Annotated in this window: 27 protein-coding genes; 18 read left to right on the top strand and 9 right to left on the bottom strand. The window is 71.8% G+C overall.

The genetic code is table 11. The features are described 5' to 3' along the window. Positions 1-105: 105 nt before the first annotated feature. The gene (locus tag ACIP98_RS11960) at positions 106-708 is read left to right on the top strand and encodes a hypothetical protein (protein WP_401975295.1); all 603 of its coding nucleotides are present in this window, start codon (positions 106-108) and stop codon (positions 706-708) included. 64 nt (positions 709-772) lie between these two features. Here the strand turns inward: ACIP98_RS11960 and ACIP98_RS11965 are convergent, their stop codons facing one another. Next, positions 773-1,354, bottom strand: a complete 582-nt coding sequence (locus ACIP98_RS11965) for a hypothetical protein (RefSeq protein ID WP_319658364.1) — start codon at positions 1,352-1,354, stop codon at positions 773-775. Between the two features lie 106 nt (positions 1,355-1,460). Here ACIP98_RS11965 and hemL point away from each other — a divergent pair, with 106 nt between their 5' ends. The 8 genes from hemL to ccsB all read left to right on the top strand — a co-directional run bounded on the left by hemL (position 1,461) and on the right by ccsB (position 9,862). Further along, positions 1,461-2,774 (top strand): glutamate-1-semialdehyde 2,1-aminomutase, encoded by a 1,314-nt coding sequence (gene hemL, locus ACIP98_RS11970; protein ID WP_401975298.1) that lies wholly within the window; start codon positions 1,461-1,463, stop codon positions 2,772-2,774. After that, positions 2,771-3,445 (top strand): histidine phosphatase family protein, encoded by a 675-nt coding sequence (locus ACIP98_RS11975; RefSeq protein WP_319658366.1) that lies wholly within the window; start codon positions 2,771-2,773, stop codon positions 3,443-3,445. Before hemL ends, ACIP98_RS11975 begins: the two co-directional genes overlap by 4 nt. A 196-nt stretch (positions 3,446-3,641) precedes the next feature. Beyond that, complete coding sequence (locus ACIP98_RS11980; protein ID WP_401975301.1) at positions 3,642-4,934, top strand: hypothetical protein; 1,293 nt, start codon at positions 3,642-3,644, stop codon at positions 4,932-4,934. Between the two features lie 59 nt (positions 4,935-4,993). After that, the gene (locus ACIP98_RS11985) at positions 4,994-5,566 is read left to right on the top strand and encodes a type 1 glutamine amidotransferase domain-containing protein (protein WP_319658368.1); all 573 of its coding nucleotides are present in this window, start codon (positions 4,994-4,996) and stop codon (positions 5,564-5,566) included. Between the two features lie 87 nt (positions 5,567-5,653). Further along, on the top strand, positions 5,654-6,271 hold the full coding sequence (locus ACIP98_RS11990) for a TlpA family protein disulfide reductase (protein ID WP_401975304.1): 618 nt from the start codon (positions 5,654-5,656) through the stop codon (positions 6,269-6,271). Position 6,272: 1 nt separating this feature from the next. Next, entirely contained in the window at positions 6,273-7,034 is a 762-nt protein-coding gene (locus tag ACIP98_RS11995; protein ID WP_319658370.1) for a cytochrome c biogenesis protein CcdA, read from the top strand. Between the two features lie 3 nt (positions 7,035-7,037). Further along, complete coding sequence (locus ACIP98_RS12000) at positions 7,038-8,786, top strand: cytochrome c biogenesis protein ResB (RefSeq protein ID WP_401975307.1); 1,749 nt, start codon at positions 7,038-7,040, stop codon at positions 8,784-8,786. Beyond that, on the top strand, positions 8,783-9,862 hold the full coding sequence (ccsB, locus tag ACIP98_RS12005; protein ID WP_401975310.1) for a c-type cytochrome biogenesis protein CcsB: 1,080 nt from the start codon (positions 8,783-8,785) through the stop codon (positions 9,860-9,862). Before ACIP98_RS12000 ends, ccsB begins: the two co-directional genes overlap by 4 nt. A gap of 17 nt (positions 9,863-9,879) precedes the next feature. Here the strand turns inward: ccsB and ACIP98_RS12010 are convergent, their stop codons facing one another. From ACIP98_RS12010 to ACIP98_RS12020, 3 genes are read right to left on the bottom strand one after another with little or no spacing between them, the layout of a single operon-like run. Continuing rightward, entirely contained in the window at positions 9,880-10,833 is a 954-nt protein-coding gene (locus ACIP98_RS12010; protein ID WP_319658373.1) for a 2-oxoglutarate and iron-dependent oxygenase domain-containing protein, read from the bottom strand. Next, a complete protein-coding gene (locus ACIP98_RS12015; RefSeq protein ID WP_319658374.1) occupies positions 10,830-11,276 on the bottom strand; it encodes a nucleoside deaminase in 447 nt (148 codons plus the stop codon). Before ACIP98_RS12015 ends, ACIP98_RS12010 begins: the two co-directional genes overlap by 4 nt. A gap of 22 nt (positions 11,277-11,298) precedes the next feature. Continuing rightward, on the bottom strand, positions 11,299-11,712 hold the full coding sequence (locus ACIP98_RS12020; RefSeq protein ID WP_319658375.1) for a PLDc N-terminal domain-containing protein: 414 nt from the start codon (positions 11,710-11,712) through the stop codon (positions 11,299-11,301). An 88-nt stretch (positions 11,713-11,800) separates the two neighbouring features. Between ACIP98_RS12020 and ACIP98_RS12025 the strand changes: the two genes are divergently transcribed. Further along, positions 11,801-13,252: a menaquinone biosynthesis decarboxylase gene (locus ACIP98_RS12025; RefSeq protein ID WP_319658376.1), complete on the top strand. Its 1,452-nt coding sequence runs from the start codon at positions 11,801-11,803 to the stop codon at positions 13,250-13,252. Then, entirely contained in the window at positions 13,249-14,172 is a 924-nt protein-coding gene (gene mqnP, locus ACIP98_RS12030) for a menaquinone biosynthesis prenyltransferase MqnP (RefSeq protein WP_319658377.1), read from the top strand. Before ACIP98_RS12025 ends, mqnP begins: the two co-directional genes overlap by 4 nt. A gap of 43 nt (positions 14,173-14,215) precedes the next feature. Here the strand turns inward: mqnP and ACIP98_RS12035 are convergent, their stop codons facing one another. The 3 genes from ACIP98_RS12035 to ACIP98_RS12045 form a co-directional block, all read right to left on the bottom strand. Further along, positions 14,216-14,893, bottom strand: coding sequence for a DUF4870 domain-containing protein (locus ACIP98_RS12035; RefSeq protein WP_319658378.1), 678 nt, complete (start codon positions 14,891-14,893; stop codon positions 14,216-14,218). 43 nt (positions 14,894-14,936) lie between these two features. Continuing rightward, the gene (locus tag ACIP98_RS12040) at positions 14,937-15,473 is read right to left on the bottom strand and encodes a rhomboid family intramembrane serine protease (RefSeq protein ID WP_319658804.1); all 537 of its coding nucleotides are present in this window, start codon (positions 15,471-15,473) and stop codon (positions 14,937-14,939) included. A 210-nt stretch (positions 15,474-15,683) separates the two neighbouring features. Next, on the bottom strand, positions 15,684-16,760 hold the full coding sequence (locus tag ACIP98_RS12045; RefSeq protein ID WP_319658379.1) for a hypothetical protein: 1,077 nt from the start codon (positions 16,758-16,760) through the stop codon (positions 15,684-15,686). A gap of 103 nt (positions 16,761-16,863) precedes the next feature. Here ACIP98_RS12045 and ACIP98_RS12050 point away from each other — a divergent pair, with 103 nt between their 5' ends. From ACIP98_RS12050 to ACIP98_RS12070, 5 genes are all read left to right on the top strand, one after another. Continuing rightward, positions 16,864-17,616: a UbiX family flavin prenyltransferase gene (locus tag ACIP98_RS12050; RefSeq protein WP_319658380.1), complete on the top strand. Its 753-nt coding sequence runs from the start codon at positions 16,864-16,866 to the stop codon at positions 17,614-17,616. Positions 17,617-17,713: 97 nt separating this feature from the next. Further along, positions 17,714-18,169 carry an Lrp/AsnC family transcriptional regulator gene (locus ACIP98_RS12055; RefSeq protein WP_319658381.1) on the top strand — a complete coding sequence of 152 codons (456 nt, stop codon included), beginning with the start codon at positions 17,714-17,716 and terminating at the stop codon, positions 18,167-18,169. A 57-nt stretch (positions 18,170-18,226) separates the two neighbouring features. Further along, positions 18,227-19,390 (top strand): aminofutalosine synthase MqnE, encoded by a 1,164-nt coding sequence (gene mqnE / locus ACIP98_RS12060; protein ID WP_319658382.1) that lies wholly within the window; start codon positions 18,227-18,229, stop codon positions 19,388-19,390. Positions 19,391-19,538: 148 nt separating this feature from the next. Continuing rightward, positions 19,539-20,057 (top strand): GNAT family N-acetyltransferase, encoded by a 519-nt coding sequence (locus ACIP98_RS12065; protein ID WP_401975317.1) that lies wholly within the window; start codon positions 19,539-19,541, stop codon positions 20,055-20,057. A gap of 113 nt (positions 20,058-20,170) precedes the next feature. Next, entirely contained in the window at positions 20,171-20,467 is a 297-nt protein-coding gene (locus tag ACIP98_RS12070) for a DUF4229 domain-containing protein (protein ID WP_319658805.1), read from the top strand. A 22-nt stretch (positions 20,468-20,489) separates the two neighbouring features. Here the strand turns inward: ACIP98_RS12070 and ACIP98_RS12075 are convergent, their stop codons facing one another. Next, complete coding sequence (locus ACIP98_RS12075) at positions 20,490-21,341, bottom strand: MaoC family dehydratase (RefSeq protein ID WP_401975318.1); 852 nt, start codon at positions 21,339-21,341, stop codon at positions 20,490-20,492. A 150-nt stretch (positions 21,342-21,491) separates the two neighbouring features. After that, positions 21,492-21,695 carry a cold-shock protein gene (locus ACIP98_RS12080; RefSeq protein WP_018558781.1) on the bottom strand — a complete coding sequence of 68 codons (204 nt, stop codon included), beginning with the start codon at positions 21,693-21,695 and terminating at the stop codon, positions 21,492-21,494. 308 nt (positions 21,696-22,003) lie between these two features. Between ACIP98_RS12080 and ACIP98_RS12085 the strand changes: the two genes are divergently transcribed. Together ACIP98_RS12085 and ACIP98_RS12090 are read left to right on the top strand one after the other, a co-directional pair. After that, positions 22,004-22,864: a menaquinone biosynthesis protein gene (locus ACIP98_RS12085; protein WP_319658385.1), complete on the top strand. Its 861-nt coding sequence runs from the start codon at positions 22,004-22,006 to the stop codon at positions 22,862-22,864. Positions 22,865-22,948: 84 nt separating this feature from the next. Beyond that, positions 22,949-24,598, top strand: a complete 1,650-nt coding sequence (locus ACIP98_RS12090; protein ID WP_401975321.1) for a protein kinase — start codon at positions 22,949-22,951, stop codon at positions 24,596-24,598. Positions 24,599-24,643 lie beyond the last annotated feature (45 nt).

Raw genomic sequence — 24,643 nt, forward strand, 5'->3', positions numbered from 1 at the left:
CGGTCAGTTGCCGTACAGCACTGCGCAGTTCGGGTCAGTTCAGGTCAGATCAGGTCAGGTTACAGTCAGGCAGTCGTCCGACAGGCACGTGCAGGGGAGCACAGCGTGAGTCTCATCAAGAAGGCATTCGAAGTCATCGAGAAGGGCTTTGATGCGGGCGGTGACGCCATCCACGACTTCACCGTCAACCGCCGCACGGCCGAGCTCTTCCTGAAGCTGGGCGTCGCGGTCTACGCCGAGCAGCGCCTCGGCGGCTCGCACGAGCCGGTGGAGAGGATGTTCGAGGCCCTGGAGGGCCACGTCGCGGAGAACGGCGAGGTGGAGCTCGACCACCTCAAGGAGGCCCGCGAGGTCCTGGGCGAGGCGTTCGTGGCCAAGCACACCGCGGAGATCGAGGCGGAGGAGGCCGCCGAGGCCAAGGCCGTCGAGGAGGCCGCGGCCGCCGCCGCTGCGGCCGCCGCGGCTGCCGCCGCCGTGACCCCCGCCGCGCCTGTGGCGGCCCCCGCGGTTCCGGCCGCGGCGCCCGCCCCGGTCGCCCCTCCCGCTGCCCCTGTGGAGGCTGCGGCCCCGGCCGAGGCTCCCGCCGCGCCCGTGGCGGCCCCCGCGGCGCCCGTCGTGGCCCCCGCCGAGGCTGCCGCCCCGGTCGCCCCGGCGGCCCCCGCCGAGGCGCCCGCCCCGGCTCCGGTGGAGTCCACCCCCGCCAACTGACCCGTGCGCGAAGGCCCGGCGGACGTCGTACCGACGCGCCGGGCCTTTCGCGTGTGCGGGCCGGTCAGGGCCAGACGAGGCAGTACAGCTGGTGCCCGCTCTCGTGGCAGCGCTGGGCGAAGTCCTGCCACTCGTGGAGCATCTTGTAGATCATGAAGGCGTCCCGCGGACCGCGCCGGTCGGGGACGGTGGACCAGATGAACGCGGCGGCGCCGAGCGCCTCCTCGTCGGCCTTGCGGAGCGGCTCGACGACGGAGATGGGCAGCTTGACGACGGCGTAGTCGGGGTGGAGGACGACCAGTTCCAGCGGCGGGACCTTGGCCGGGGGTATGCCCTCGATGCCGGTGAGCACCATGGCGGCCATGGTCTCCGGCTTGACCTTGGTGTACATGCCCTGGCCCAGTTCGTCGCCGCCGAGCTCCTCCGGACGCATGGAGATGGGGACCCGCGCGGCCGTGGCACCGTCGGGTGCGCCGAAGTACTTGTAGGTCACCCCCACTCGGCCACCCCTGCTCCCGCGTTTCTCAACGGCCTTGTCGCGCTCTGTTGACGGCCGGCGTCGCCGGCCGGTGGTACGGGCGTGCTCGGGATCGGGGTCGTCGTCCCCGCCGCCCAGATCGCCACCGCGTTCGCCACCGCGCTGCATTCCACTACCCGACCATCCGCAGACCCAACCGCGCAACCCGATCATCGTCTCAGATGCACGGTCGATACCTCATCGCGCAACGCCCGGCATTTGAGAGCATGTGCTTGTGAGCTATCCGTACGCCTACGACGCGCCAGTTTCTCAGACCTTGTTCGATCGAGCAGCCGCCGTGACCCCAGGCGGGGTGAACAGCCCGGTTCGCGCCTTTCGCGCCGTGGGCGGTACGCCCCGATTCATGGTGTCCGGCAATGGTCCCTACCTGAAGGACGCGGACGGCCGCGAATATGTGGACCTCGTGTGCTCGTGGGGACCGATGATTCTCGGCCACGCGCACCCCGAGGTGATCGCCGCCGTGCAGGCCGCGGTCGCCCGCGGCACGTCCTTCGGCACCCCCGGTGTGGGCGAGGTGGAACTCGCCGAGGAGATCGTCGCGCGGGTCGCGCCGGTCGAGCAGGTGCGGCTGGTGTCGTCCGGCACCGAGGCCACCATGTCGGCGATCCGGCTGGCGCGCGGATTCACCGGCCGGGCCAAGGTGATCAAGTTCGCGGGTTGCTACCACGGTCATGTGGACGCGCTGCTGGCCGCGGCGGGTTCCGGCGTTGCCACTTTCGGGTTGCCGGACACCCCCGGGGTGACGGGCGCGCAGGCCGGCGACACGGTGGTGCTGCCCTACAACGACCTGGACCAGGTGCGGGCGGCGTTCGCCGCGCACCCCGGTGAGATCGCCTGCGTCATCACGGAGGCCTCGCCCGGCAACATGGGCGTGGTGCCCCCGGTGGAGGGCTTCAACCAGGGCCTTGCCGACCTGTGCCGGGAGAACGGGGCGCTCTACATCTCCGACGAGGTCATGACCGGCTTCCGGGTCTCCGGGGCGGGCTGGTACGGCATCGACGGCGTACGCCCCGACCTGATGACCTTCGGCAAGGTCATGGGCGGCGGCTTCCCCGCCGCGGCCTTCGGCGGCCGCGCCGACGTCATGGCGCACCTGGCCCCGGCCGGCCCGGTCTACCAGGCGGGCACGCTCTCCGGGAACCCGGTGGCCACCGCCGCGGGCCTGGCCCAGTTGAGGCTGCTGGACGACGCCGCGTACGCGACGGTGGACCGGGTCGCCGCCGAGGTGTCCGGCCTGGTGAGCGAGGCGCTGGCCAAGGAGGGCGTGGCGCACAGCCTGCAGACCGCGGGGAACATGTTCTCGGTGTTCTTCACCGAGGGGCGTGTGACCGACTACGACGCGGCGAAGCGGCAGGAGTCGTACCGCTTCACCGCCTTCTTCCACTCGATGCTGGCCCAGGGCGTCTACCTGCCGCCGTCGGCCTTCGAGTCCTGGTTCGTGTCGACGGCGCACGACGCCGCCGCGATCGAGCGGATCGCCGCCGCCCTGCCGGCCGCCGCCCGCGCCGCCGCGGAGGCCACCGCATGAGCGAGATCACGGTCGTCCACCTGATGCGGCACGGCGAGGTGGAGAACCCCAGCGGGGTCCTCTACGGGCGCCTGCCCGGCTACCACCTGTCCGACCTCGGCCGGAAGATGGCCGACCGGGTCGCGGAGCACCTGTCCGGGCGCGACATCACCTACGTGGTGGCCTCCCCGCTGGAGCGCGCCCAGGAGACGGCGGCGCCCATCGCCTCCGTGCTCGGACTGGACGTCGCGCGCGACGAGCGCCTCATCGAGGCGGAGAACGCCTTCCAGGGCAAGACCTTCGGTGTGGGCGACGGTGCCCTGCGGCGCCCGTCGAACTGGAAGCTCCTGGTCAACCCGTTCCGGCCGAGCTGGGGCGAGCCCTACGTCGACCAGGTCGTGCGGATGACGAGCGCGCTGGAGGCGGCACGCGACGCGGCGCGCGGCCACGAGGCGGTCTGCGTCAGCCACCAGCTGCCGATCTGGACCGTGCGCAGTTTCGTGGAGCGGCGGCGGCTGTGGCACGACCCGCGCAAGCGGCAGTGCACCCTGGCCAGCCTGACCACGTTCACCTACGAGGACGACAGGCTCGTCTCCGTGGGGTACAGCGAGCCCGCCCGCGACCTCGTCCCGGCCCATCTGCTGGCCGGTGCGAAGCCGGTCAAGGGCGGCAGCAAGGGCTTCGGGGCGTAGTCCCGGCGGCGGCCGGTGCCTCAGGGGCACCGGCCGCACCGGCTCCACCACCGTTCCGTCCGGACCGCACCCGTCGTGCCGCCACCGTGGCCGAATCACTCCGCTTTCCCGGTGAATCCGCCGTGCGACGCAGGAGCCCGCCCCTCCGCCATGGCATCCACTGCGTTGAGGCCGTCGCGCACGGGAATGGGGCGGAATGCGGGAGATCAGCCGACGTGGAGTGCTGGGCCTGGCGGCCGGTGCCGCCGCGGCGGCTCTGGCGGGTTGTGGCGGAGATCACACCGAGGGACGCCGTGCGGCGGGCGGGGGACCGGAGGTGTCGCCGGGCCCCCGGCCGGCCGGCACCGCGTACCCCGCCCGTCCGATCGGGGACGGCTCGACCGCCGACACCGGCCCGCAGCCGCACCAGCCGGTCGCGCGGCGGCTGGAGCCGGGGGAGCGGCCCCCGCAGTTCGTGGTGTTCTCCTGGGACGGCGCGGGGGAGCTCGACGACGGGCTCTTCTCGCGCTTCCGCAAGGTCGCCGACGACCACGGCGCGAAGATGACCTTCTTCCTCTCGGGGATCTACCTGCTCCCCGAGTCCAAGAAGCACCTGTACCGGCCCCCGAACAACCCCGTCGGCGCCTCCGCGATCGGCTACCTCTCCGACGCGCACGTGCGCGCCACCCTCGAACAGGTGCGGCTGGCCTGGCTGGAGGGCCATGAGATCGGCACGCACTTCAACGGCCACTTCTGCGCCGGCCCCGGCTCGGTGGGCCGCTGGACCCCGGCGGACTGGCGGAGCGAGATCGAGCAGGCGGTCTTCTTCGTGGAGACCTGGCGCACCAACACCGGCTTCGACGACCTGCCGGCCCTGCCCTTCGACTACCGCAGGGAGCTGACCGGCGGCCGCACCCCCTGCCTGCTCGGGCGGGACGGGCTGCTGCCCACCGCCGCGCGGCTCGGCTGGCGCTACGACGCGAGCGCGCCGGGGGGCCTGCAGATGTGGCCGGGCAGGGCGCACGGCATGTGGAACCTGCCGTTGCAGTCGGTGCCCTTCCCCGGGCGCTCCTTCGAGGTCCTGTCGATGGACTACAACATGCTCGCCAACCAGTCGGCGAACTCCACCCGCGGCAATCCCGCCAACTACCCGCTGTGGGAGCGGCAGGCGCGGGACGCCTACCTGTCCGGCTTCCTGCGCGCGTACGAGACCAACCGGGCGCCGCTGTTCATCGGCAACCACTTCGAGCGGTGGAACGGCGGCATCTACATGGACGCCGTGGAGGACGCGCTGCGGCGGATCGCCGGTCACGACGAGGTGCGCCTGGTGTCCTTCCGGCAGTTCGTGGACTGGCTGGACGTCCAGGACCCGGCGGTGCTGGCGAAGCTGCGCACACTCGGGCCGGGCCTGCCGCCGCCCGGCGGCTGGCGGCGGTTCCTGGCCCGGGAACGCATCCCCTCCCGGGGTGGAGGGTCCGTTTCGCCCGATCCGCTCGGGGAAGGCGCCTGATCGGCAACCGGGCACCGACGACCGGGCATTCACTCACACCAGGCATCGAAGGGAACCCCATGACCGCACCGCTGCAGGGCAGGAAGATCGCCTTCCTCGTCGCCTCAGAGGGCGTCGAGCAGATCGAACTGACCAGCCCGTGGCGGGCCGTGCGGGAGGCCGGCGGCACCCCGCGGCTCGTCTCCCGTGCGCACGGCACCGTCCAGGCCTTCGACCACCTGGACAAGGCGGGCACCTTCCCGGTGGACGACACCCTCGAAGAGGTGGCCTCGGTGGACTTCGACGGTCTCGTGCTCCCCGGCGGGGTCGCCAATCCCGACTCCCTGCGCCTGGACCCCGACGCCGTCCGCTTCGCCAAGGACTTCTTCGACGAGGGACGTCCGGTCGCCGCGATCTGCCACGCGCCCTGGCTGCTGATCGAGGCGGGCGCGGTGCGCGGACGCACCCTCACCTCCTGGCCGAGCCTGTGCACCGACATCACCAACGCGGGCGGCACCTGGCTCGACCAGGAGGTCGTGGTCGACCCCACCGGCTCCAACGTCCTGGTGACCAGTCGCCGGCCCGACGACCTCAAGGCCTTCGAGACGGCGTTCGTCACGGCGTTCGCCGAACACACACCGGGCCGTGGTTAAGCGCCGTTTATACGGGGCATTCGCCGCTTTCGGCAAAGGTGTCGGGGGTGCGTAAGATCGCTCGGGACCACATGCGAAACTTTTCACATGAGTCCTACGCGCGCCCTCCGTCGCCGCTTGCTCCGCGGCGCCGCGGCACTGGCCGGCGCGGCCGCGTTCGCGCTGGCCGCCACGGCCTGCTCGACCTCCACGGCCTCCTCCAACGGCACGGGCAACGGGAGCAACTACGTCGGCGGCACCGGTGAGATCTCCACGATCGCGCAGGGCCACCGGACGGCCGCTCCCGACCTGAGCGGCAAGACCGTCGACGGCGCGCAGCTCAGCCTCGCCGACTACAGGGGCAAGGTCGTCGTCGTCAACGTCTGGGGTTCGTGGTGCCCGCCCTGCCGGGCGGAGGCGCCGCACCTGGCGGAGGTGGCGCGGCAGACGAAGTCCCAGGGCGTGGAGTTCGTCGGGATCAACACCCGCGACCTGCAGACCGCGCAGGCCAAGGCCTTCGAGAAGGAGTTCGGCATCCCCTTCCCGAGCCTGTACGACCCGGCCGGCGACCTCCTGCTGCGCTTCCCCAAGGGCAGCCTCAACCCGCAGGCCATCCCGTCCACCCTGATCCTGGACCGGCAGGGGAAGATCGCGGTGCGCGCCCTGAAGGAGCTGAGCGCCGGGGAGCTGCACAAGGCGCTCGACCCGGTGGTCGCGGAGAAGTGACGTGAGCGCACTCGCCGCAGGCGACGTCAACCAGACCGTGCTCAACGGCGCCTTGCTCGCCGCCGTGCCGGTCGCGCTGCTCGGAGGCCTGGTCTCCTTCTTCTCCCCCTGTGTGCTGCCGCTCGTCCCCGGCTACCTGTCGTACGTGACCGGCGTCACCGGCAGCGACCTCGCCGAGGCGCGGCGCGGGCGGATGCTCGCCGGGGCCTCGCTGTTCGTCATCGGGTTCACCGCCGTCTTCGTCTCCGGCGGCGCGCTGTTCGGCAACTTCGGCTGGACGCTGCAGGAGCACAAGGGCGTCATCACCAAGGTGCTCGGCGCGCTCACCATCGTCCTGGGACTGGCCTTCATGGGTCTGGTCGGCGGCATCACGCAGCGCGAGTTCCGCTTCCACCGCAGGCCGACGATGGGGCTGGCGGGCGCGCCGCTGCTCGGCGTGCTCTTCGGCATCGGCTGGACCCCCTGCATCGGCCCGACGCTGGCCGCCGTCAACGCGCTCGCCTTCAACGAGGCCAGCGCCGGGCGCGGCGCCCTGCTCACCGCCGCCTACTGCGTGGGCCTCGGGCTGCCGTTCATAGTGGCGGCCGTCGCCTTCCGGCGGGCCCTCGGTGCCTTCGGCTGGGTCAAGCGCCACTATGTGTGGGTCATGCGGGCCGGCGGCGCGATGCTCGTCGCGGTCGGCGTCCTGCTCGTCACCGGCGTGTGGGACCACATCGTCTACCAGATGCAGATCTGGTCGTCCGGCTTCACCCCAGGGATCTGATCCATGAGCTCCAAAGACACCACCGACGCGGGCACGGACCTCGCGGCCGCCGGCGCCCAGCTGTCCACCGCGCCCGTCGAGGAGTTCGGCGAGATCATGCCGGGCTCCTTCGGCGGCGTGCGCAGGCCCGGCCTCGCCGGCGGGCTCGGCTGGACCCTCCGCGAGGTGTGGGGCTGGCTGCGCTGGATGTGGCGGCAGCTGACCTCGATGCGGGTCGCGCTGATCCTGCTCTTCCTGCTGTCGCTGGCCGCGATCCCCGGCTCCCTGGTCCCGCAGACCAGCGTCGACGCGGTCAAGGCCCAGGACTTCAAGGACGCGCACACCACGGTGACGCCGCTGTACGAGAAGCTCGGGCTCTTCCACGTCTACAGCTCGGTGTGGTTCTCGGCGATCTACATCCTGCTCTTCGTCTCGCTCGCCGGCTGCATCGTGCCGCGCAGCTGGCAGTTCGTCGGCCAGCTGCGCGCCAAGCCCCCGCTCCCGCCGCGCAACCTCACCCGGCTCCCCGCGTACGCGACCTGGCGCACCGAGGCCGGTCCTGACGAGGTGCTCGCGGCGGCACGGCAGGTGCTGCGCGGCCGGCGCTTCCGGACCCGGGCGGCGGACTCCGCGGTCGCCTCCGAGAAGGGCTACTCGCGCGAGGCCGGCAACCTGCTCTTCCACGTCGCCCTGTTCGGGCTGCTGATCGCCTTCGCGGTGGGCGGGCTGTTCAAGGCCGAGGGCGGCAAGCTGATCGTGGAGGGCGACGGCTTCAACAACACCCTCACCCAGTACGACGACTTCAAGCCCGGCACCTTCTACAACGCCGACGACCTGGCGACCTTCGGCTTCAAGCTGGACGGCTTCACCGCCTCGTACGCCCGCAGCGGCCCCGAGAAGGGCACCCCGCGCACCTTCCGCGCCAACATCCACTACTGGACGGACGCGGACGGCAAGCGCACCCCGTCGGCGATCGAGGTCAACAAGCCGCTGGAGATCGGCGGCTCGAAGGTCTACCTCATCGGCCACGGCTACGCGCCCTCCGTCACCGTCAAGGACGGCAAGGGCAACGTGGTCTTCCAGGGCCCGGTGCCCTTCCTGCCACAGGACGGCAACCTCACCTCGTCCGGCGTGATCAAGGTGATGGACGCCCGCAACCACGCGGACAAGCGGATCCAGTACGGCTTCAGCGGCCTGTTCACGCCGACCTTCGGGCTGAACGCCACGCAGGGCCCGCACTCCACGTTCCCTGCCCTGGACTACCCGGCGCTCGTCCTCACCGCCTACTACGGCGACCTGGGCGTGGACGCCGGCCTGCCGCAGAACGTGTACCAGCTCGACACGACCAACATGAAGCAGTTCAAGGACGGCGACGGCGAGATCGTCCGCAAGGCCATGAAGACGGGCGACACGCTGACCCTGCCGAACGGCGACGGCACGCTCACCTTCGACGGCGTCAAGACCTGGGCCAGCTTCCAGGTCTCCCACCAGGTCGGCAACGGCTGGGCGCTGGTGAGCGCCGTCGCCGCCATCCTCGGCCTGGCCGGATCGCTGTTCATCCAGCGCCGCCGCGTCTGGGTGCGGGCGGTGCGCGGCGCGGACGGGGTCACCGTCGTCGAGCTCGCCGGACTCGGCCGCAGCGAGTCGGTGCGGATCGCCGACGAACTCGGCGAGCTCGCGGCCGACCTCACGTCCACGGCACCGCTGCTGCCCGCGGCGGACCCGCAATCCTCAGAAGAACCCCTGCCCGATGACGAAGGAGCGCGCGCGTGACCAGTGCTGCCGCGGTCAACGAGAACGTCGCCCATATCAGCAACTACCTGATCTACTCGGCGATGGCGGTCTACACGCTGGCTTTCCTGGCGTACATCGCGGAGTGGGTCTTCGGCAGCCGCAGCAAGGTCGCCAGGACCTCCGCCGCGCTCGCCGCCGAACCCGCCGCGGCCCGGCCCGCGGTCACCGTCACCGTCAAGGGCGGCGGCACCGCCACCCTGCAGCGGCCCACGGTCGTCACCCGCGCCTCCAGCAGTGACCGCGGCTTCGCCGACGGTCCCGGCGCCGCCGGCGGTGACCAGCAGGGGGACACCTACGGCCGGATGGCGATCTCGCTGACCGCGCTGGCCTGGGTGCTGCACGTGGGCAGTGTCGTCGCCCGCGCGGTCTCGGTGCAGCGCGCCCCCTGGGGCAACATGTACGAGTTCTCCACGACCTTCGGCGCCGTCGCGGTCACCGCGTACCTCGTGCTGCTCGCGCTGGGCAGGAAGGTCCGCTGGATCGGGCTCATCCTGACCACCTCGGTCCTGCTCGACCTGGGCCTGGCCGTCTCCGTCCTCTACACGGACAGCGACCAGTTGGTGCCCGCCCTGCACTCGTACTGGCTGTGGATCCACGTCTCCTGCGCGATCATCTCGGGAGCGGTGTTCTACCTGGGCGCGGTCGCCACGCTGCTCTACCTCCTGCGGGACCACTACGAGACGTCCCTCGCGGCCTCGGGCAAGGCCGAGGGCACCTGGGCGGGCATCATGTACCGGCTGCCCGCCGCCGCGAGCCTGGACAAGTTCGCGTACCGGGTCAACGCCATGGTCTTCCCGCTGTGGACCTTCACGATCATCGCGGGCGCGATCTGGGCCGAGGCCGCCTGGGGCCGCTACTGGGGCTGGGACCCCAAGGAGACCTGGTCCTTCATCACCTGGGTGGTCTACGCGTGCTACCTGCACGCCCGCGCCACCGCCGGCTGGAAGGGCCGCAAGGCCGCCTACCTGGCCCTGCTCGCCTTCGCCTGCTTCCTGTTCAACTACTACGGCGTGAACATCTTCATCACCGGCAAGCACTCCTACGCCGGCGTCTGAGCGCCCTCACGGGCCGCTCAGTCCACGCTGATCGCGTCCAGCTTGGCCCGCAGGTACGCGTGCGAGTCCACCGGCTCGTACGCGACCCGGCCGACGGGCGCGGGCAGCGGGGCGACCCGGGTGCCCGGGTCGCACTCGTAGAACCACACCAGCGACATCAGCTCCTCCGCCGGCGCGTCGGCCGGCGGAGGCAGCACGCGGTGCCGGCCGGAGCGCCAGCGGTCGCCGGTCCAGCGGGCCATCAGATCACCGATGTTGACGGTGAACGCGTCCGGGTGCCAGGGGGCGTCCTGCCACCCGCCGGCGTCGGTGTGGACCTGCAGACCGCCCTTGCCCTGCTGGCGGTCGAGCACGGTGACCGTGCCGAAGTCGGTGTGCGGGCCGATCCGGAACTGGCCGGGCGCGGGCTCGCCGACGATCTCCGTACCGGGATACCAGTTGAGGTTCAGGCCCCAGGTGGGATGTCCGGTGTGCCGGGTGAAGAAGTCCGGCGGCGCGCCCAGAGCGGCGGCCAGCAGTTCCAGCAGCCGGTCCGACAGCGCGCGCATCCGCGCCGTGTAGGCCGTCACCAGCGGCCGCAGTCCGGGGACCTGGGACGGCCAGACGTTGGGCAGGAACCACTCGGCGTCGACGGCCGGGTCGCCGGTGGGCTCCTCGGCCGCGAAGGACCAGGACTCCTTCAGATCGGGCGGCGTCGCGGTGCCCTCGGCGTAGCCGTTGGCCTCCGCGCCCGGCCCCAGCCAGCCGCGGCCGCCGACCCGCACCGCGTACGCCTGCTTGGCGGCGGCGGGCAGCAGGAAGAAGCCGCGCGCCGACTCCCTGATGGCGGCGCGCAGTCCCGGGTCCACGCCGTGCCCGGTGACCAGCAGGAAGCCCGCGGTGCACAGGGCCTCGTCGACGGTTCGGGCGAGGCGGGCGCGGTCGGCGGCATCGCCGGTGAGCCAGGGGCCGAGGTCGATGGTGGGGATCATGCGCCGATGTCCTCGTTCCACAGATCGGGGCGGGCCGCGATGAACTCGGTCATCAGGGCGGCGCACTCGGGGTCGTCCAGCAGGACGATCTCCACTCCGTGCCCGGCCAGCCAGTCGTGGCCGCCGTGGAAGGTGCGGGCCTCGCCGATGACCACCCGGGAGATCCCGAACTGCCGCACCAGGCCGCTGCAGTACCAGCACGGCGACAGCGTGGTCACCATGGTCGTGCCCCGGTAGGTGCGCTGCCGGCCGGCCGCGCGGAAGGCGGCGGTCTCGCCGTGCGCCGACGGGTCGCCGTCCTGCACGCGGCGGTTGTGCCCGCGGCCCAGGACCGTGCGGCCGTCCGCGGCGTACAGCGCGGCGCCGATGGGGATGCCGCCCTCCGCGAGGCCGGCGCGGGCCTCGGCGACGGCCGTCGCGAGCATCGCCTGTGCGTTGTCCATGACGGCCAGTGTCCCGCGGGGATCAGCCGCGGGGCGGGGTTTCGCCGTGCGTGCCGCCGGAGCCGTTCTCGCGGCGCCGCAGTTCCTCCTCGCGGCGGCGCAGGTCGGCCTCCCAGCTCTTCAGCAGGTCCTCGTCCCGCTTGTTCTCCTCGCGGAGCGAGTGGAGGAACGCCGGGTTGTCGTCGGGGGCGACCCACTGCGTGCGGTGGTTGCGGTGCCACTCCGCGGGCGTGCTGCCGCCCGCCGGCCCGGTGCGGTGCTTGCCGGCGACCAGCCAGACGACCGGGCCGACCAGGATCTCGCCGAAGAGCAGGATGATGATGATCCACACGACCTTGGGGAGGCCGCGGACCTGCTCCTCGGGGGTGTTGAGGCAGTCGATGAAGGCGTAGATCATCAACGCCAGCACCAGCAGGAACGGGAGAAGCCGGATCATCGCGGTAATGCCCCCCAGGCAGCGACGGCGGGGCATGACAGGGCCCCGGTGACGGGTCAAGAGTAGTGCGTACCGGATACTGGACAGCATGGCTTACGACGATCTTCGCTCGCTGTTGAGGGCCCTGGAGAAGGAGGGCGACCTCAGGCGCGTCACCGCCGAGGTCGACCCGTACCTGGAGGTCGGGGAGATCGTCGACCGGGTGAACAAGGCGGGCGGCCCCGCGCTGCTGTTCGAGAACGTCAAGGGCTCCTCGATGCCCCTGGCGATGAACGTGTACGGCACCGACCGCCGGCTGCTGAAGTCGCTGGGCCTGACGTCCTACGCCGACATCAGCGACCGCATCGGCGGGCTGCTGAAGCCGGAACTGCCGCAGGGCTTCGTCGGGGTGCGCGAGGCGTTCGGCAAGCTCGCCGGGATGACCCACGTCCCGCCGAGGAAGGTCAAGGACGCGCCCGTCCAGGAGGTCGTCCTCACCGGTGACGACGTGGACCTCGACGCGCTGCCCGCGCTGTTCACCTGGCCCGAGGACGGTGGCTCCTTCTTCAACCTGGGCCTGACGCACACCAAGGACCCGGAGACCGGCGTCCGCAACCTCGGCCTGTACCGGCTGCAGCGGCACGACCGCCGCACCATCGGCATGCACTGGCAGATCCACAAGGACAGCCGCAACCACTACCAGGTGGCCCAGCGGCGCGGTGAGCGGCTGCCGGTCGCCATCGCCTTCGGCTGCCCGCCGGCCGTGACGTACGCCTCCACCGCCCCGCTCCCCGGCGACATCGACGAGTACCTTTTCGCGGGCTTCGTCGGGGGTAAGCGTGTCGAGATGGTCGACTGCAAGACGGTCCCGCTCCAGGTGCCCGCCCACGCCGAGGTGGTGCTGGAAGGCTGGCTGGAGCCCGGGAAGACGCTGCCCGAGGGGCCGTTCGGCGACCACACCGGCTTCTACACCCCGCAGGAGCCCTTCCCCGCGCTGACCATCGACTGCGTGACGATGCGCAAGCGCCCGCTGCTGCAGTCCATCGTGGTCGGCCGGCCGCCGACCGAGGACGGACCGCTGGGCCGGGCCACCGAGCGGTTCTTCCTGCCGCTGCTGAAGATCATCGTGCCGGACATCGTGGACTACCACCTGCCCGAGGCGGGCGGCTTCCACAACTGCGCGATCGTCTCCATCGACAAGAAGTACCCCAAGCACGCGCAGAAGGTGATGCACGCCGTCTGGGGCGCGCACATGATGTCGCTGACCAAGCTGATCGTCGTGGTCGACGCCGACTGCGACGTGCACGATCTGCACGAGGTCGCCTGGCGGGCGCTGGGCAACACCGACTACGCCCGCGACCTGTCGGTCGTCGAGGGTCCCGTGGACCATCTCGACCACGCCTCCTACCAGCAGTTCTGGGGCGGCAAGGCGGGCATCGACGCGACCCGGAAGCTGCCCGAGGAGGGCTACACCCGCGACGGCGGCTGGCCCGAGATGGTGCTCTCCGACCCGGAGACCGCCGCGAAGGTCGACCGCCGCTGGAAGGAGTACGGCCTGTGAGCGCGGAATCCGCGACCCCGGACCTTTTCGGCCCCTCGCCCCGGCCCGACGGCAAAGTCCGCGCGTTCCTGCGGCTGGTGATGATCGAGCACTCGGTCTTCGCGCTGCCCTTCGCCTACATCGCCGCGCTCAGCGCGATGTTCGCGCAGGACCGGAGCGTGCACTGGTGGCAGCTCCTCCTGATCACGGTCGCCATGGTGGGCCTGCGCACCTTCGCGATGGCCTGCAACCGGATCATCGACCGCGAGATCGACGCCCGCAATCCGCGCACGGCGGGGCGTGAACTGGTCACCGGCGCCGTGTCCGTGCGCTCGGCGTGGACCGGCGCGCTGATCGCCGTCGTGTTCTTCCTGGGCGCGGCCGCGCTGCTCAACCCGCTCTGCCTGGCGCTGGCGCCGATCGCGGTGGTCCCGATGGTGGTCTACCCGTACGGCAAGCGGTTCACCGACTACCCGCACGCGATCCTCGGACTCGCCCAGGCCATGGGCCCGGTGGGCGCCTGGCTCGCGGTCTCCGGCTCCTGGTCCTGGGACGCGGTGATCCTCGGGCTCGCGGTGGGCATCTGGATCGGCGGCTTCGACCTGATCTTCGCCTGCCAGGACGTCGCCGCCGACCGGGCGCACGGCGTGCGCTCGGTGCCGGCCCGGTTCGGCATCGACGGCGCCCTGTACGGCGCGCGGGTCAGCCACGTGGTGACCACCGTGCTGCTGGTCTGGTACGGACTGGCCGTCGGCGCGGGCGCGTTCTGGTGGGTCGGCATGCTGATCGTCGGCGGCGCCTTCGTCTACGAGCACAGCATCGTCAAACCCGGCGACCTCAGCCGGCTCAACCGCGCGTTCTTCACGGTCAACGGCTTCATCGGCATGGCGCTGTTCGTGTGCGCCCTGCTGGACCTGACGGTCCGGGGACTCGGCGTCTGAACGCCGCCGGGTCCCCCGGACCCCGGGAACTCCCGGGCCCTGCTCAGCCCTGCTCGGACTTGAGGAAGGGCAGCGCGACGAACCGCGGATAGCGCCACCACTGGCCGCTGTTGGCCTTGGTGCTGCCGATGGCGCAGAAGATGATCCCGAGCAGCATGTGGAGCGCGCAGAGCCCGAGCAGGCCGAAGCCGGCGATGGCCAGGGCGATCGGGCCGTCGTCCTCGCCGTGCCAGATCACGCCACCGAAGCCGGCGATGTAGCCGACCCCGCCCAGCAGGACGGTCATGGCGGCGGTGATGCCGAAGTTCATGGCCTGCGCGGCGTGGTGGCGGATGAACGGGTCGTGTTTGTTCTGCTCGTTGCTGCGGATGATCAGCGGCGGGATCCAGCCCAGCGCCCAGCCGAGGCAGCAGATGCTGGAGCCCACGAGGACCGTGATCAGGGCGCTCAGGTGCGCCCACATCGCCGGCCCGGTCGGCGGCCGCATCGGCGGCGGCGGGAACGGCGGCGGATAACCCGGGGCGCCCGCCCAGCCGGGGCCGGGGTGGCCGTACGGCGGGGGCGGCGGCGGGAACGGTCCCGCGCCGGGGCCGGGAGCGGCCCACGGGCCGGGTCCCGGCGGCGGCGGGTCCTGCGGGGCCCCCTGCGGCGGCCCTTGCGGCGGTTGCCGAGGTGCCGCGTCCTGCGGCGGTATGCCTTCGTGCTTGCTGAAATCGGTCATGCGCGACCGCCCCCCGTGATCGTGTTTCCCGGATCCTACGGCCTCAGCGGATCAAGCCGTCGGCGGGGCGGTCCCGGAACAGGAACGCCGCCGCCACACCGCCCGCCAGGCCGAAGAGATGGCCCTGCCAGGACACGCCCTGCGCGGTGGGCAGCACGCCCCACAGGATCGAGCCGTACAGCACCGCGACGACCAGGCCGACCGCGATGTCGATCAGCCGCCGGTCCACGAAGCCGCGCACCAGCAGATAGCCGAAGAGGCCGAAGACCAGCCCGGACGCGCCCGCGGTGTTGGTGTGCGGCGGCGCGACCAGCCACACGCCCAGGCCACTGCACAGGATGATGACGAAGGCCACGCTCAGGAAGCGGCGGGTGCCGCGCAGCGCCGCCAGGAACCCGAGCACCAGCAGCGGGAGGCTGTTGGCGGCGACGTGGTCGAAGCCGAAGTGGATGAAGGCCGCCGGCACGATGTCCCGCAACTCCCCGGCCTCGCGCGGCACGATGCCGAAGGTGTCCAGCGCGTGGTGGGTCATCATGTCGATCGACTCGATCAGCCAGAGCAGCCCGACCCAGGTGAGCATGAGCGCCCCGGCCGCGCGGGCCCGGACGCCCGGGCCCGGCACCGCGCCGTCGCGGGCGCCGTGCCGGGCGTCACCGGCATCGTGGCCGGCGATGGGTTCGTACGCCACAGGATCCCCCCTCGTGGTGGTCCACCGTCCGTCGGTCCGGCCGGACTTCCCCGGACTTCCCACGGTAGACAACGACATGGGGGTTTGCGGCGGTTCCGCGTCTCAGGCGTCCGTTCCGCCCGCCATGAGCTGCATCACGGCACCCATGATGTCCTGGGGGTCGAGCGGGGTGGCGCCGGCCGGGGCCGAGACGGGCCGGGCGTCGGGGGCGAAGCCGACGGTCAGCGGCAGCGCGCCGTGGATCTCGTCGCCGGTGTCGAACTGGTCGAGGTCCAGGCTGATTCCCGACAGGGTGCCGTCCTTGACGGCGACGTCCACACTGACGTCCTTGTCGGGTACCTGCTTCAGGTCGGCGGCCGAGAACCCGTCCGGCAGCTGGTCCGCCAGCGGTTCGAGGGCGTCGGCCAGCGCGTCGGCCGTCTTCCCGGCGGCCAAGGTGACCGTGACGTGGTCGGCGCCGTCCTTGGTGCCGGCGTCGGTGAACTTCGCGTTGTGCTCCAGGGCTTCGCGCAGCGCCTTGGTGATCCGCTCCTGCGTCTTGGCGTCCAGCGCCGAGGGGTCCGGCAGCGGCGAGCCGCCCTGGCTGCCCTCGGCCATGCTCTTGGAGAACTCCTCGAAGGCCTTGGGATCGACGGAGACCCACTTGCCACCGAGCGCGTCCTTCACGGACTTGAACGAGGAGGGCAGGCCGTCGGCGGCGTCGAGCATCTGCCGGAACTCCCGCAGATCGGCGTCGTCCTGCTTGGCGCCGAGATCGCCGGCGAGCGACAGGAACTGCCGTACGTCCGCCCGGAAGTAGGCCTGCTTCCCCGCGAGGCTGCGGATCTCCAGCAGGTCCTTGCCCTGGCCGAGCGAGACCCGCAGCGCGACCGAGGCGTTGTCCTTGTCGCTCTTGAGGTCCTTCAGCGGCGTGGTGGCGCTCATGGACAGCGACACGTCGAGACCGGCGAGCAGCTTCGCGTCGGCCCGGGTGAAACCGTCCGCGCCCTTGAGCGCGGACCAGATCTGCTGCTCGCTGCCGCCGAAGCCGACGGACAGCGTGGCGGCCTTCTGCTCGCCGAGCCGGTCCAGCGCCTGCTGGACCTTGGCGCCGGCACTCAGGTTCCCGGCGGTGCCGCACGCGGCGGCGGTGGTGGCGATGAAGGCGGCGCAGCCCGCGGCGGCGATGCCCTTGCGCATGGCGTTGATGGTGTTCTCCCCAACCCCTTGGTCGTTACATGAACACCTCACTGACCCGTGAGCTGGCCGGAAGGTTGTACGAGCGGCCGGATAGGCTCGCCACATGGACGACAGCGGGCGCGGGACGCCCTGGGTGGTCGGGGTCTCCGGGGCTTCCGGGACGCCGTACGCGGCCGCCGTGATCCGGGCGCTGCTGGACGCGGGCGAGGCCGTCGACCTGGTGGTCAGCCGGGCCGCGCGGCTCACGGTGCTGGACGAGACCGGGGCCCCCTTCCGCGACGGCCACTGGCGCGAGGACCTGTCCCGCTGGCTGGCCCGCGGCGCCGACGGCACCCCGGACCGCTTCGGGGCCGATGTCACCCGGGTGCGCCACTGGGCCGCCGGGGATCTGGCGGCCGGGCCGAGCTCGGGCTCGTACCCCGTCAAGGGCATGCTGATCGTCCCGGCGAGCACCGCCTGTGTGGCCGGGGTGGCGCTGGGGCTCTCCAAGGACCTGCTGCAGCGCGCCGCGAGTGTCACCCTGAAGGAGCGGCGGCCGCTGGTCGTCGCCGTACGGGAGACCCCGCTCGGCGGGCAGACGCTCCGGCACCTGGTCGCGCTGGACGAGGCGGGCGCCGTGGTGCTGCCGGCGTCCCCGGCGTTCTACGCGGGCGCCCGGCACATCCAGGACCTGGTCGACTTCGTCGCCGGGCGGGTGCTGGACGCCGCCAGGGTGCCGCACAAGCTCTACCACCGCTGGGAGGGGGAACTGGGGGCAGCGCAAGCGGCTGCCGGGACCGCCGTGACGAGGGACGCGGACGATATGGCCGGGATGACGGGGATGCCCGGGACTGTGGAGGCGGATGACGGCGAATGAGGCCGGCGCCGCTCAATGCACAAGGCACATGCCCGCCGATGCCTTAGATTCTTGTCCCGACAGCGCAATCACGGCATGAATGAAGGGGTCCAGTCTGATGGACGCGGTGGACAGGCAGCTCATCCAGGCCCTCCGTGAGAACGGCCGGGCCTCGTACGCCGAGCTGGGCCGGCTGGTGGGTCTGTCGGGTCCCAGTGTCACCGACCGGATCAACCGCCTGGAGCAGGCCGGCGTGATCACCGGCTACCGGGCCACCATTCACCCCGCCGCTCTCGGCCTCGGCGTCACCGCCCTGGTCGGCCTGCAGCTCAGCGACGCCGCCGACCACGAGGACGTGGCCACCCGGCTGCGCGATCTCGACGAGATCGAGGACTGCTGGTTCATCGCCGGCGACGACTCCTACATGCTCAAGGTCCGCGTCCCCGACGTGGACGGCCTGGAGCACACGATCCGCCGGCTGTCCGGCACCAAGGGCGTCGCGCGCACCCGCACCACCATCGTGCTGTCCACGAAGTGGGAGAACCGGGTCGGGGAACTGCCCGAGACCATGTAGGCGTAAGGTCGATCGGGTTGTCTGCCGGTCAAGGACAGTATGGAGGCGAGGCGAGGCATGGACGCTGGGCTCAAGCGGGAGCTGGAGGAGAAGGTCCGGGCGGGTGAGCGGCTGACCCGTGAGGACGGCATCGCCCTCTACGAGTCCGACGACCTCGCCTGGCTGGGCGGCCTCGCCCACCACGTGCGGACGCGGAAGAACGGTGACGTCGTCCACTTCAACGTCAACCGCCACCTCAACATGACCAATGTGTGCACGGCCTCCTGCGCCTACTGCTCCTTCCAGCGCAAGCCGGGGGAGAAGGACGCGTACACGATGCGCATCGAGGAGGCCGTGCGGCTGGCCAAGGAGATGGAGGGGGACAACCTCACCGAGCTCCACATCGTCAACGGCCTGCACCCCACGCTCCCGTGGCGCTACTACCCGCGCTCGCTCAAGGCGCTCAAGGAGGCGCTGCCGAACGTCTCCCTCAAGGCGTTCACCGCCACCGAGATCCACCACTTCGAGACGATCTCCGGACTGAGCGCGAGCGAGATCCTGGACGAGCTGATCGAGGCCGGCCTGGAGTCGCTGACCGGCGGCGGCGCCGAGATCTTCGACTGGGAGGTGCGGCAGCACATCGTCGACCACCGCACCCACTGGGAGGACTGGTCGCGCATCCACCGCCTGGCGCACGAGAAGGGCCTGAAGACCCCGTGCACCATGCTGTACGGGCACATCGAGGAGCCCCGGCACCGGGTGGACCACGTGCTGCGCCTGCGTGAGCTGCAGGACGAGACCGGCGGCTTCCAGGTCTTCATCCCGCTGCGCTACCAGCACGACTTCGTCGACCTGAAGGACGGCAAGGTCCGCAACACCCTCCAGGCCCGCACCACCATGGCCTCCGGCGCCGACGCGCTGAAGACCTTCGCCGTCTCCCGGCTGCTGTTCGACAACGTGCCCCACGTGAAGGTCTTCTGGGTCATGCACGGCGTGCAGACCGCGCAGCTGGCGCTGCAGCACGGCGCGGACGACATGGACGGCTCGGTCGTCGAGTACAAGATCACTCACGACGCCGACAACTACGGCACGCCCAACAAGCTCACCCGCGAGGACCTGCTGGAGCTCATCACGGACGCGGGCTTCCGCCCGGTCGAGCGCAACACCCGCTACGAGATCATCCGCGAGTACCCGGGCCCGGACGCCGCGCGCCGCGAGTCGCCGCAGCCGATGCGCTTCTGACCCGTTCCGCGTGCCGCGGGCGTGCCGCGGGCGTGCCGCGGGCGTGCCGCGGGCCCCGGGAATCCCGGGGCCCGCGCTTCACCTGAGCGTCGCCCGGAGTCCGGACCGGCTTCAGATGCCGTCAGGGCGGGTCCTTACAGTTTTCGCCATGGCACTGCGCTTCGCCCTCGACCCCGAGCTCACCGCCGACCTGCGGAACCAGCTCGTGACCCTCTGGACGGACGTCACCAACGCCGGTGGCGCCGTCGGCTTCGTGGCCCCCGTGACCGCCGCCGACGTGGTCCCGCAGGCGCAGGGCCGCTGCGAGGCGATATCCGAGGGCAGGGCGCATCTGATCGCCGGATTCGAGGACGGGCGCCTGGTCGCGACGGCGTTCCTGACCCTCAACAACCACCGCCTGATGGGCCACTGGGCCTGGCTCTACACCGTCATGGTCGACCCCGCCCACCAGGGCCGGGGTCACGGCGCGGAGTTGCTGCGCGAGGCCGAGAGCGCGGCCCGCGAACTCGGCCTGGAGGGACTGCGGCTCACCTGCCGCAGCGGCATGGGCCTGGACCGTTTCTACGCCTCCGTGGGCTACAAGGAGGTCGGCAGGACGCCCGGGGCGATCCGTGTCGCCGCAGGTGACGACCGCGACGAGATGACGATGTGGCTCCCGCTGCTCTGAGCGTGAAGGCCGCGTGCTTCACTGGTGGGGCAGTACGTCCGCTGCGTTCCGCGGACCGGACCGCCGAACACACCGAAGGAAGTGGCATCGCCGTGAGCTGGAAGCCGAGTCCCATGCTGCGCTACTCCCTGATGCGCCTTGGCCTCTTCGCGGCCTGCTTCCTCGCCATCTGGGGTTTGGTCTACGTCCACGTGCTGCCGGCCGGCCTCGGCGACTCCAACCTGCTGTGGGTCATGCTGCTGGCCCTGGTGATCAGCGCGCCGCTCAGCTTCGTGGTGCTGCGCGGCCTGCGCGAGCAGGCCTCCGTGCAGGTCTCGACCCGGGTGGAGCGCACGAGGGCCAACCTGGCCGCCAGCGCCGCTCAGGAGGACGAGGCGGACGACGCCTCGCGCGCCGCGACCGGCAGCTGACCCCGCGGCCTGACGGCCGGGTTCACAGGAGCCGCACCGAGCCCGTCAGGTGCAGGCGGGACGGGTCGTCGGCCGAGCGGAGCTCGAACGCACCGGCGTCCGCGGCGTGGACGACCGTGGTGGGCAGCAGGACGGGTGCCGCGAACCGCGCGCGCAGGACGACACCCCGGGCCGTGCCCGGGACCACCTCGGCCGCGCACCGGGCGACGGTCCACATGCCGTGGGCGATGGCCCGGGGGAACCCGAGCGGCCGGGCGGTGAGCGGATGCACGTGGAGGGGGTTCCAGTCGCCCGAGACCGCCGCGTGCCGGCGCCCCAGGTCGGCGGCGAGCCGCCACCGAGCCACCTCCGGCAGCGGACGCCGTGCCTCCGGCGGGGCGGCGGTGGGCGCGGGCCCGCCGGTCCTGGCCAGGTACGTGCTGCGGTCCTCCCAGACCACCGCGCCGTCGATCCGGGCCTCCGTGACGACGACGACCTCCACTCCGCGCCGGTGCGCGCGCAGCTCCCGCGCGTGGACGGTGATGCCGGGGGTCTCCGAGGGCAGCAGCGGCCGGTGCTGCGTGATCTCGATCGCGGTGTGCACCAGCCCGAGCAGCGGGAGCGGGAAGCGGCGTCGCGCCATCAGCCGCGCGGCGAGCGGGAACCCGAGGACGTGCGGGTAGGTCAGCGGTACGGCCGTCCCCGGCGCGGGGAAACCGCACACACGTGCGTAGGCGGCGACGCGGCCGGGGTCGACCCGGACCGCCGGCGCGGTCGGACGCTCCGCGGGCAGCGGGGCGTCGGCCGCCGGACGCTTGCCGAAGCCGGTCAGCACCCCCTTGGCGAGGGTCAGCAGCAGTGGCACGGAAGTCCCCCCGACGAAGCCGCGGCGCATTGACGTGAGAGCGATGTTACCCGAAGTAACGCTCACCCCTCCGAAATCCCTCGGGCCGCCCGCCGACCGCCGCCGGAAAAGGCAGGAGCCCCGCACACAGCGCGGGGCTCCTTGGGTACTGCTAATCGGGTACTACACGTCTGTCCGCAATTAGGCGGGGACGACGTTCTCCGCCTGCGGGCCCTTCGGACCCTGCGTGACGTCGAAGGTCACCGCCTGGTTCTCCTCCAGCGAGCGGAAGCCGCTGGCGTTGATCGCGGAGTAGTGGACGAAGACATCGGGGCCGCCGCCGTCCTGGGCGATGAAGCCGAAGCCCTTCTCGGCGTTGAACCACTTGACGGTTCCGGTAGCCATAAGCCCTCCTTGGGCCAAAGGGTTGCCCTGCTCCAGAACCTGCCCTGCTAACCGCAAGAAGTCTGAAAACTACAAAAGCCCGCGGTCACATGCTCCGCAGGCTTTGTACTGCAAGGGAAACCAAACTGCAACTTGCGACGACAGTAGCACGGAGCATCCTCGCCGGGGAAGAGCAACAAGATCCCCATTCACCCGGACCGCCTAAAGCTCGAACGCGCGGTGAACCCGTGGCCTCCGGGCAGTGTCCGGTGCGACTCCCCGGCGGGCCCCGGCGAAAGATCGCCGGAGCGGGGGTCTAGCCTCCTGATGTGGACAAATCTGCGCCCCTTCCCTCCGCCGGTGGTGAGCGCCGGACCCGGCCTCGCGTCGGGCACATCCAGTTCCTGAATTGCGTACCTCTTTACTGGGGGTTGGCCCGAACGGGTGCCCTGCTGGACCTGGAGCTCACCAAGGACACCCCCGAGAAGCTGAGCGCCCAGCTCGTCTCCGGAGACCTCGACGTGGGCCCGATCACGCTCATGGAGTACCTGCGCCACGCCGACGAGCTCGTCGCCCTCCCGGACATCGCCGTCGGCTGCGACGGCCCCGTCATGTCCTGCGTCATCGTGAGCCAGGTCCCGCTCGGCAGCCTGGACGGCGCCCGGGTCGCCCTGGGTTCCACGAGTCGCACGTCCGTGCGACTCGCGGAGCTGCTGCTCGCCGAGCAGTACAAGGTCGAGCCCGACTACTACACGTGCCCGCCGGACCTGTCGCTGATGATGCAGGAGGCGCAGGCCGCCGTCCTGATCGGCGACGCCGCGCTGCGCGCCTCCCTGCACGACGCGCCGCGGCTCGGCCTGGAGGTCCACGATCTCGGCCTGATGTGGAAGGAGTGGACCGGGCTGCCCTTCGTCTTCGCCGTCTGGGCCGCCCGCCGGGACTACCTGGCCGCGCACCCCGAGGCGGTGCGCGAGGTGCACCGGGCCTTCCTCGCCTCCCGCGACCTCAGCATGGAGGAGGTGGAGAAGGTCGCGGAACAGGCCGCCCGCTGGGAGTCCTTCGACGCGGACACCCTGCAGCGCTACTTCACCACCTTGGACTTCTCCCTCGGCCAGGACCAGTTGACGGGCATCGCCGAGTTCGCCCGCCGCGTGGGGTTCCCGCCCCGGGCGCGGGTACACCTTCTCTGATTTCACCGGCTTCCCGTAGGTTGCCCGGCATATCCGGGGAACTCCCGTTGTTCTTCGACCTTCCGCACCGCGAGAGGCGCGCAGATGCAACCGCTGCAGGCGAACGACCCCACGGCGATCGGTCCCTACCGGCTGCTCGGCCGGTTGGGGGCCGGCGGCATGGGCCGGGTCTACCTCGGGCGCAGCCCGGGCGGCCGGACGGTGGCCGTGAAGGTGGTGCGCTCGGAACTCGCCGACGACCTGGAGTTCCGCACCCGCTTCCAACGCGAGGTGGAGGCGGCGCGCCGGGTCGGCGGTGCGTGGAGCGCCCCGGTGCTCGACGCGGACACCGACTCGCCGGTGCCGTGGGTGGCCACCCGCTATGTCGCCGGGCCCGCGCTGTCCGACGCCGTGAAGACCTTCGGGCCGCTGCCGGAGGACGGCGTGCGAGCGCTGGGCGCCGGTCTCGCCGAGGCGCTGGAGGAGGTGCACGGACGCGGCCTGGTGCACCGCGACATCAAGCCGTCCAACGTGCTGCTCTCGCTGGACGGGCCGGTGCTGATCGACTTCGGCATCGCCCGTGCCATGGACGCCACCGCGGCGCTCACCAGCAAGGGCGTGGTGGTCGGCTCGCCCGGCTACATGGCGCCCGAGCAGGTCACCGGCCGGCCGACCGGGCCGGCCGCCGACGTCTTCGCCCTCGGCGCGGTGATCGTCTTCGCCGCGACCGGACAGGGGCCCTTCCCCGGCGACAGCGCGGCCGTGCTGCTGTACAAGGTCGCCCACGAGGAGCCCGAGTTCGAGGGCATGCCCGCCGGGCTGCGCGGTGTGGCCGAGTCCTGCCTGGCCAAGGACCCCGCGGCGCGTCCCACGCCCCGTCAGCTCGCCGGCCTGCTCGCGCCGGACGGCGGGGCCGCCTCCCTGGTGCACGGCGGCTGGCTCCCCGCGGCGCTGACCGAGCGGCTCGGCCGCCAGGCGGTGGAACTGCTGGACCTGGAGCCGACGCCGCCGCCCGGCGCGCTGGGCGGCGTTGCCGGCACGGACAGCGGCACGGGCTCCTCGTACGGCTCCCATCCCTCGTACGGCACCTTCGGCCCGCCGCCGCGGCTGACCGAGCCGCACGACGCGGTGCCGTCCTCGTTCGCCGCCACGCCGCCGCCGGTCACCACCCCGGCCGTGCCCCGCCGAGGCCGGGCGGCGTCGCTGGCGGGCGCCGGCGTCGTGCTGGTGGCGGCGGCGGTGACGCTGGGGCTCGTGCTCCACGACGGCGGCCGGGCCGACGACCAGGGCAAGGGCGGCGGGAGCCCGGCCACTTCGCGGTCCACCGCCTCGGTGTCGGCGCCGGCGTCGCCGTCGCACGGCTCGGCGACCCCCTCCGTGCCCCGGCTGGCGTCGCTGCCCGCGGCCTTCGCCGGCACGTGGAAGGGCGACACCGTCACCGCCCACGGCGTCCCCGGCACCTTCGAGATCACCATCACCCCGGGCAAGGTCGGCGCGGTGGTCGGCCACGACAAGAGCGTGCTGTCGCTGCTCGGGCAGACCTACGACTGCAGCGGGCAGTGGAAGCTCGCCACGGCCACCGAGCGGTGGATCGTGCTGGACACCAGCGGGGGCACCAACCCGCACCCCGGGGTGTGTTCGGACGGCTCGGCCGACGAGCGCTTCACCCTCGACGACGACGGCTCGCTGCACTACCGGTCGGGCGACTCCCTGGCCGGGAACCCGGAAGGCGACCTCAGGAAGCAGGGCGGCTGAACCCCTGGCGTAGGCTGAGCGGGTCCGTCACAACCCCTCGGAAGG

This window comes from Streptomyces sp. NPDC088354 (genome assembly GCF_044753585.1).
Classification (GTDB): Bacteria; Actinomycetota; Actinomycetes; order Streptomycetales; family Streptomycetaceae; genus Actinacidiphila.

Excerpts from the sequence above, each read along its gene's own strand:
- mqnE (WP_319658382.1), top strand. The coding sequence starts at position 18,227 with ATGGACGCTGGGCTCAAGCGGGAGCTGGAGGAGAAGGTCCGGGCGGGT.
- ACIP98_RS12055 (WP_319658381.1), top strand. The coding sequence starts at position 17,714 with ATGGACGCGGTGGACAGGCAGCTCATCCAGGCCCTCCGTGAGAACGGC.
- ACIP98_RS12010 (WP_319658373.1), bottom strand. The coding sequence starts at position 10,833 with ATGATCCCCACCATCGACCTCGGCCCCTGGCTCACCGGCGATGCCGCC.
- ACIP98_RS12090 (WP_401975321.1), top strand. The coding sequence starts at position 22,949 with ATGCAACCGCTGCAGGCGAACGACCCCACGGCGATCGGTCCCTACCGG.
- ACIP98_RS12000 (WP_401975307.1), top strand. The coding sequence starts at position 7,038 with ATGAGCTCCAAAGACACCACCGACGCGGGCACGGACCTCGCGGCCGCC.
- ACIP98_RS12040 (WP_319658804.1), bottom strand. The coding sequence starts at position 15,473 with ATGCTCACCTGGGTCGGGCTGCTCTGGCTGATCGAGTCGATCGACATG.
- ACIP98_RS12050 (WP_319658380.1), top strand. The coding sequence starts at position 16,864 with ATGGACGACAGCGGGCGCGGGACGCCCTGGGTGGTCGGGGTCTCCGGG.
- ACIP98_RS12070 (WP_319658805.1), top strand. The coding sequence starts at position 20,171 with ATGCTGCGCTACTCCCTGATGCGCCTTGGCCTCTTCGCGGCCTGCTTC.
- ACIP98_RS11980 (WP_401975301.1), top strand. The coding sequence starts at position 3,642 with ATGCGGGAGATCAGCCGACGTGGAGTGCTGGGCCTGGCGGCCGGTGCC.
- ACIP98_RS12065 (WP_401975317.1), top strand. The coding sequence starts at position 19,539 with ATGGCACTGCGCTTCGCCCTCGACCCCGAGCTCACCGCCGACCTGCGG.
- ACIP98_RS12075 (WP_401975318.1), bottom strand. The coding sequence starts at position 21,341 with ATGCGCCGCGGCTTCGTCGGGGGGACTTCCGTGCCACTGCTGCTGACC.
- ACIP98_RS12045 (WP_319658379.1), bottom strand. The coding sequence starts at position 16,760 with ATGCGCAAGGGCATCGCCGCCGCGGGCTGCGCCGCCTTCATCGCCACC.
- ACIP98_RS12020 (WP_319658375.1), bottom strand. The coding sequence starts at position 11,712 with ATGATCCGGCTTCTCCCGTTCCTGCTGGTGCTGGCGTTGATGATCTAC.
- ACIP98_RS12025 (WP_319658376.1), top strand. The coding sequence starts at position 11,801 with ATGGCTTACGACGATCTTCGCTCGCTGTTGAGGGCCCTGGAGAAGGAG.
- ACIP98_RS11990 (WP_401975304.1), top strand. The coding sequence starts at position 5,654 with ATGAGTCCTACGCGCGCCCTCCGTCGCCGCTTGCTCCGCGGCGCCGCG.
- ACIP98_RS11985 (WP_319658368.1), top strand. The coding sequence starts at position 4,994 with ATGACCGCACCGCTGCAGGGCAGGAAGATCGCCTTCCTCGTCGCCTCA.
- ACIP98_RS11975 (WP_319658366.1), top strand. The coding sequence starts at position 2,771 with ATGAGCGAGATCACGGTCGTCCACCTGATGCGGCACGGCGAGGTGGAG.
- ACIP98_RS12080 (WP_018558781.1), bottom strand. The coding sequence starts at position 21,695 with ATGGCTACCGGAACCGTCAAGTGGTTCAACGCCGAGAAGGGCTTCGGC.
- ACIP98_RS12015 (WP_319658374.1), bottom strand. The coding sequence starts at position 11,276 with ATGGACAACGCACAGGCGATGCTCGCGACGGCCGTCGCCGAGGCCCGC.
- ACIP98_RS12035 (WP_319658378.1), bottom strand. The coding sequence starts at position 14,893 with ATGACCGATTTCAGCAAGCACGAAGGCATACCGCCGCAGGACGCGGCA.
- ACIP98_RS11965 (WP_319658364.1), bottom strand. The coding sequence starts at position 1,354 with ATGCAGCGCGGTGGCGAACGCGGTGGCGATCTGGGCGGCGGGGACGAC.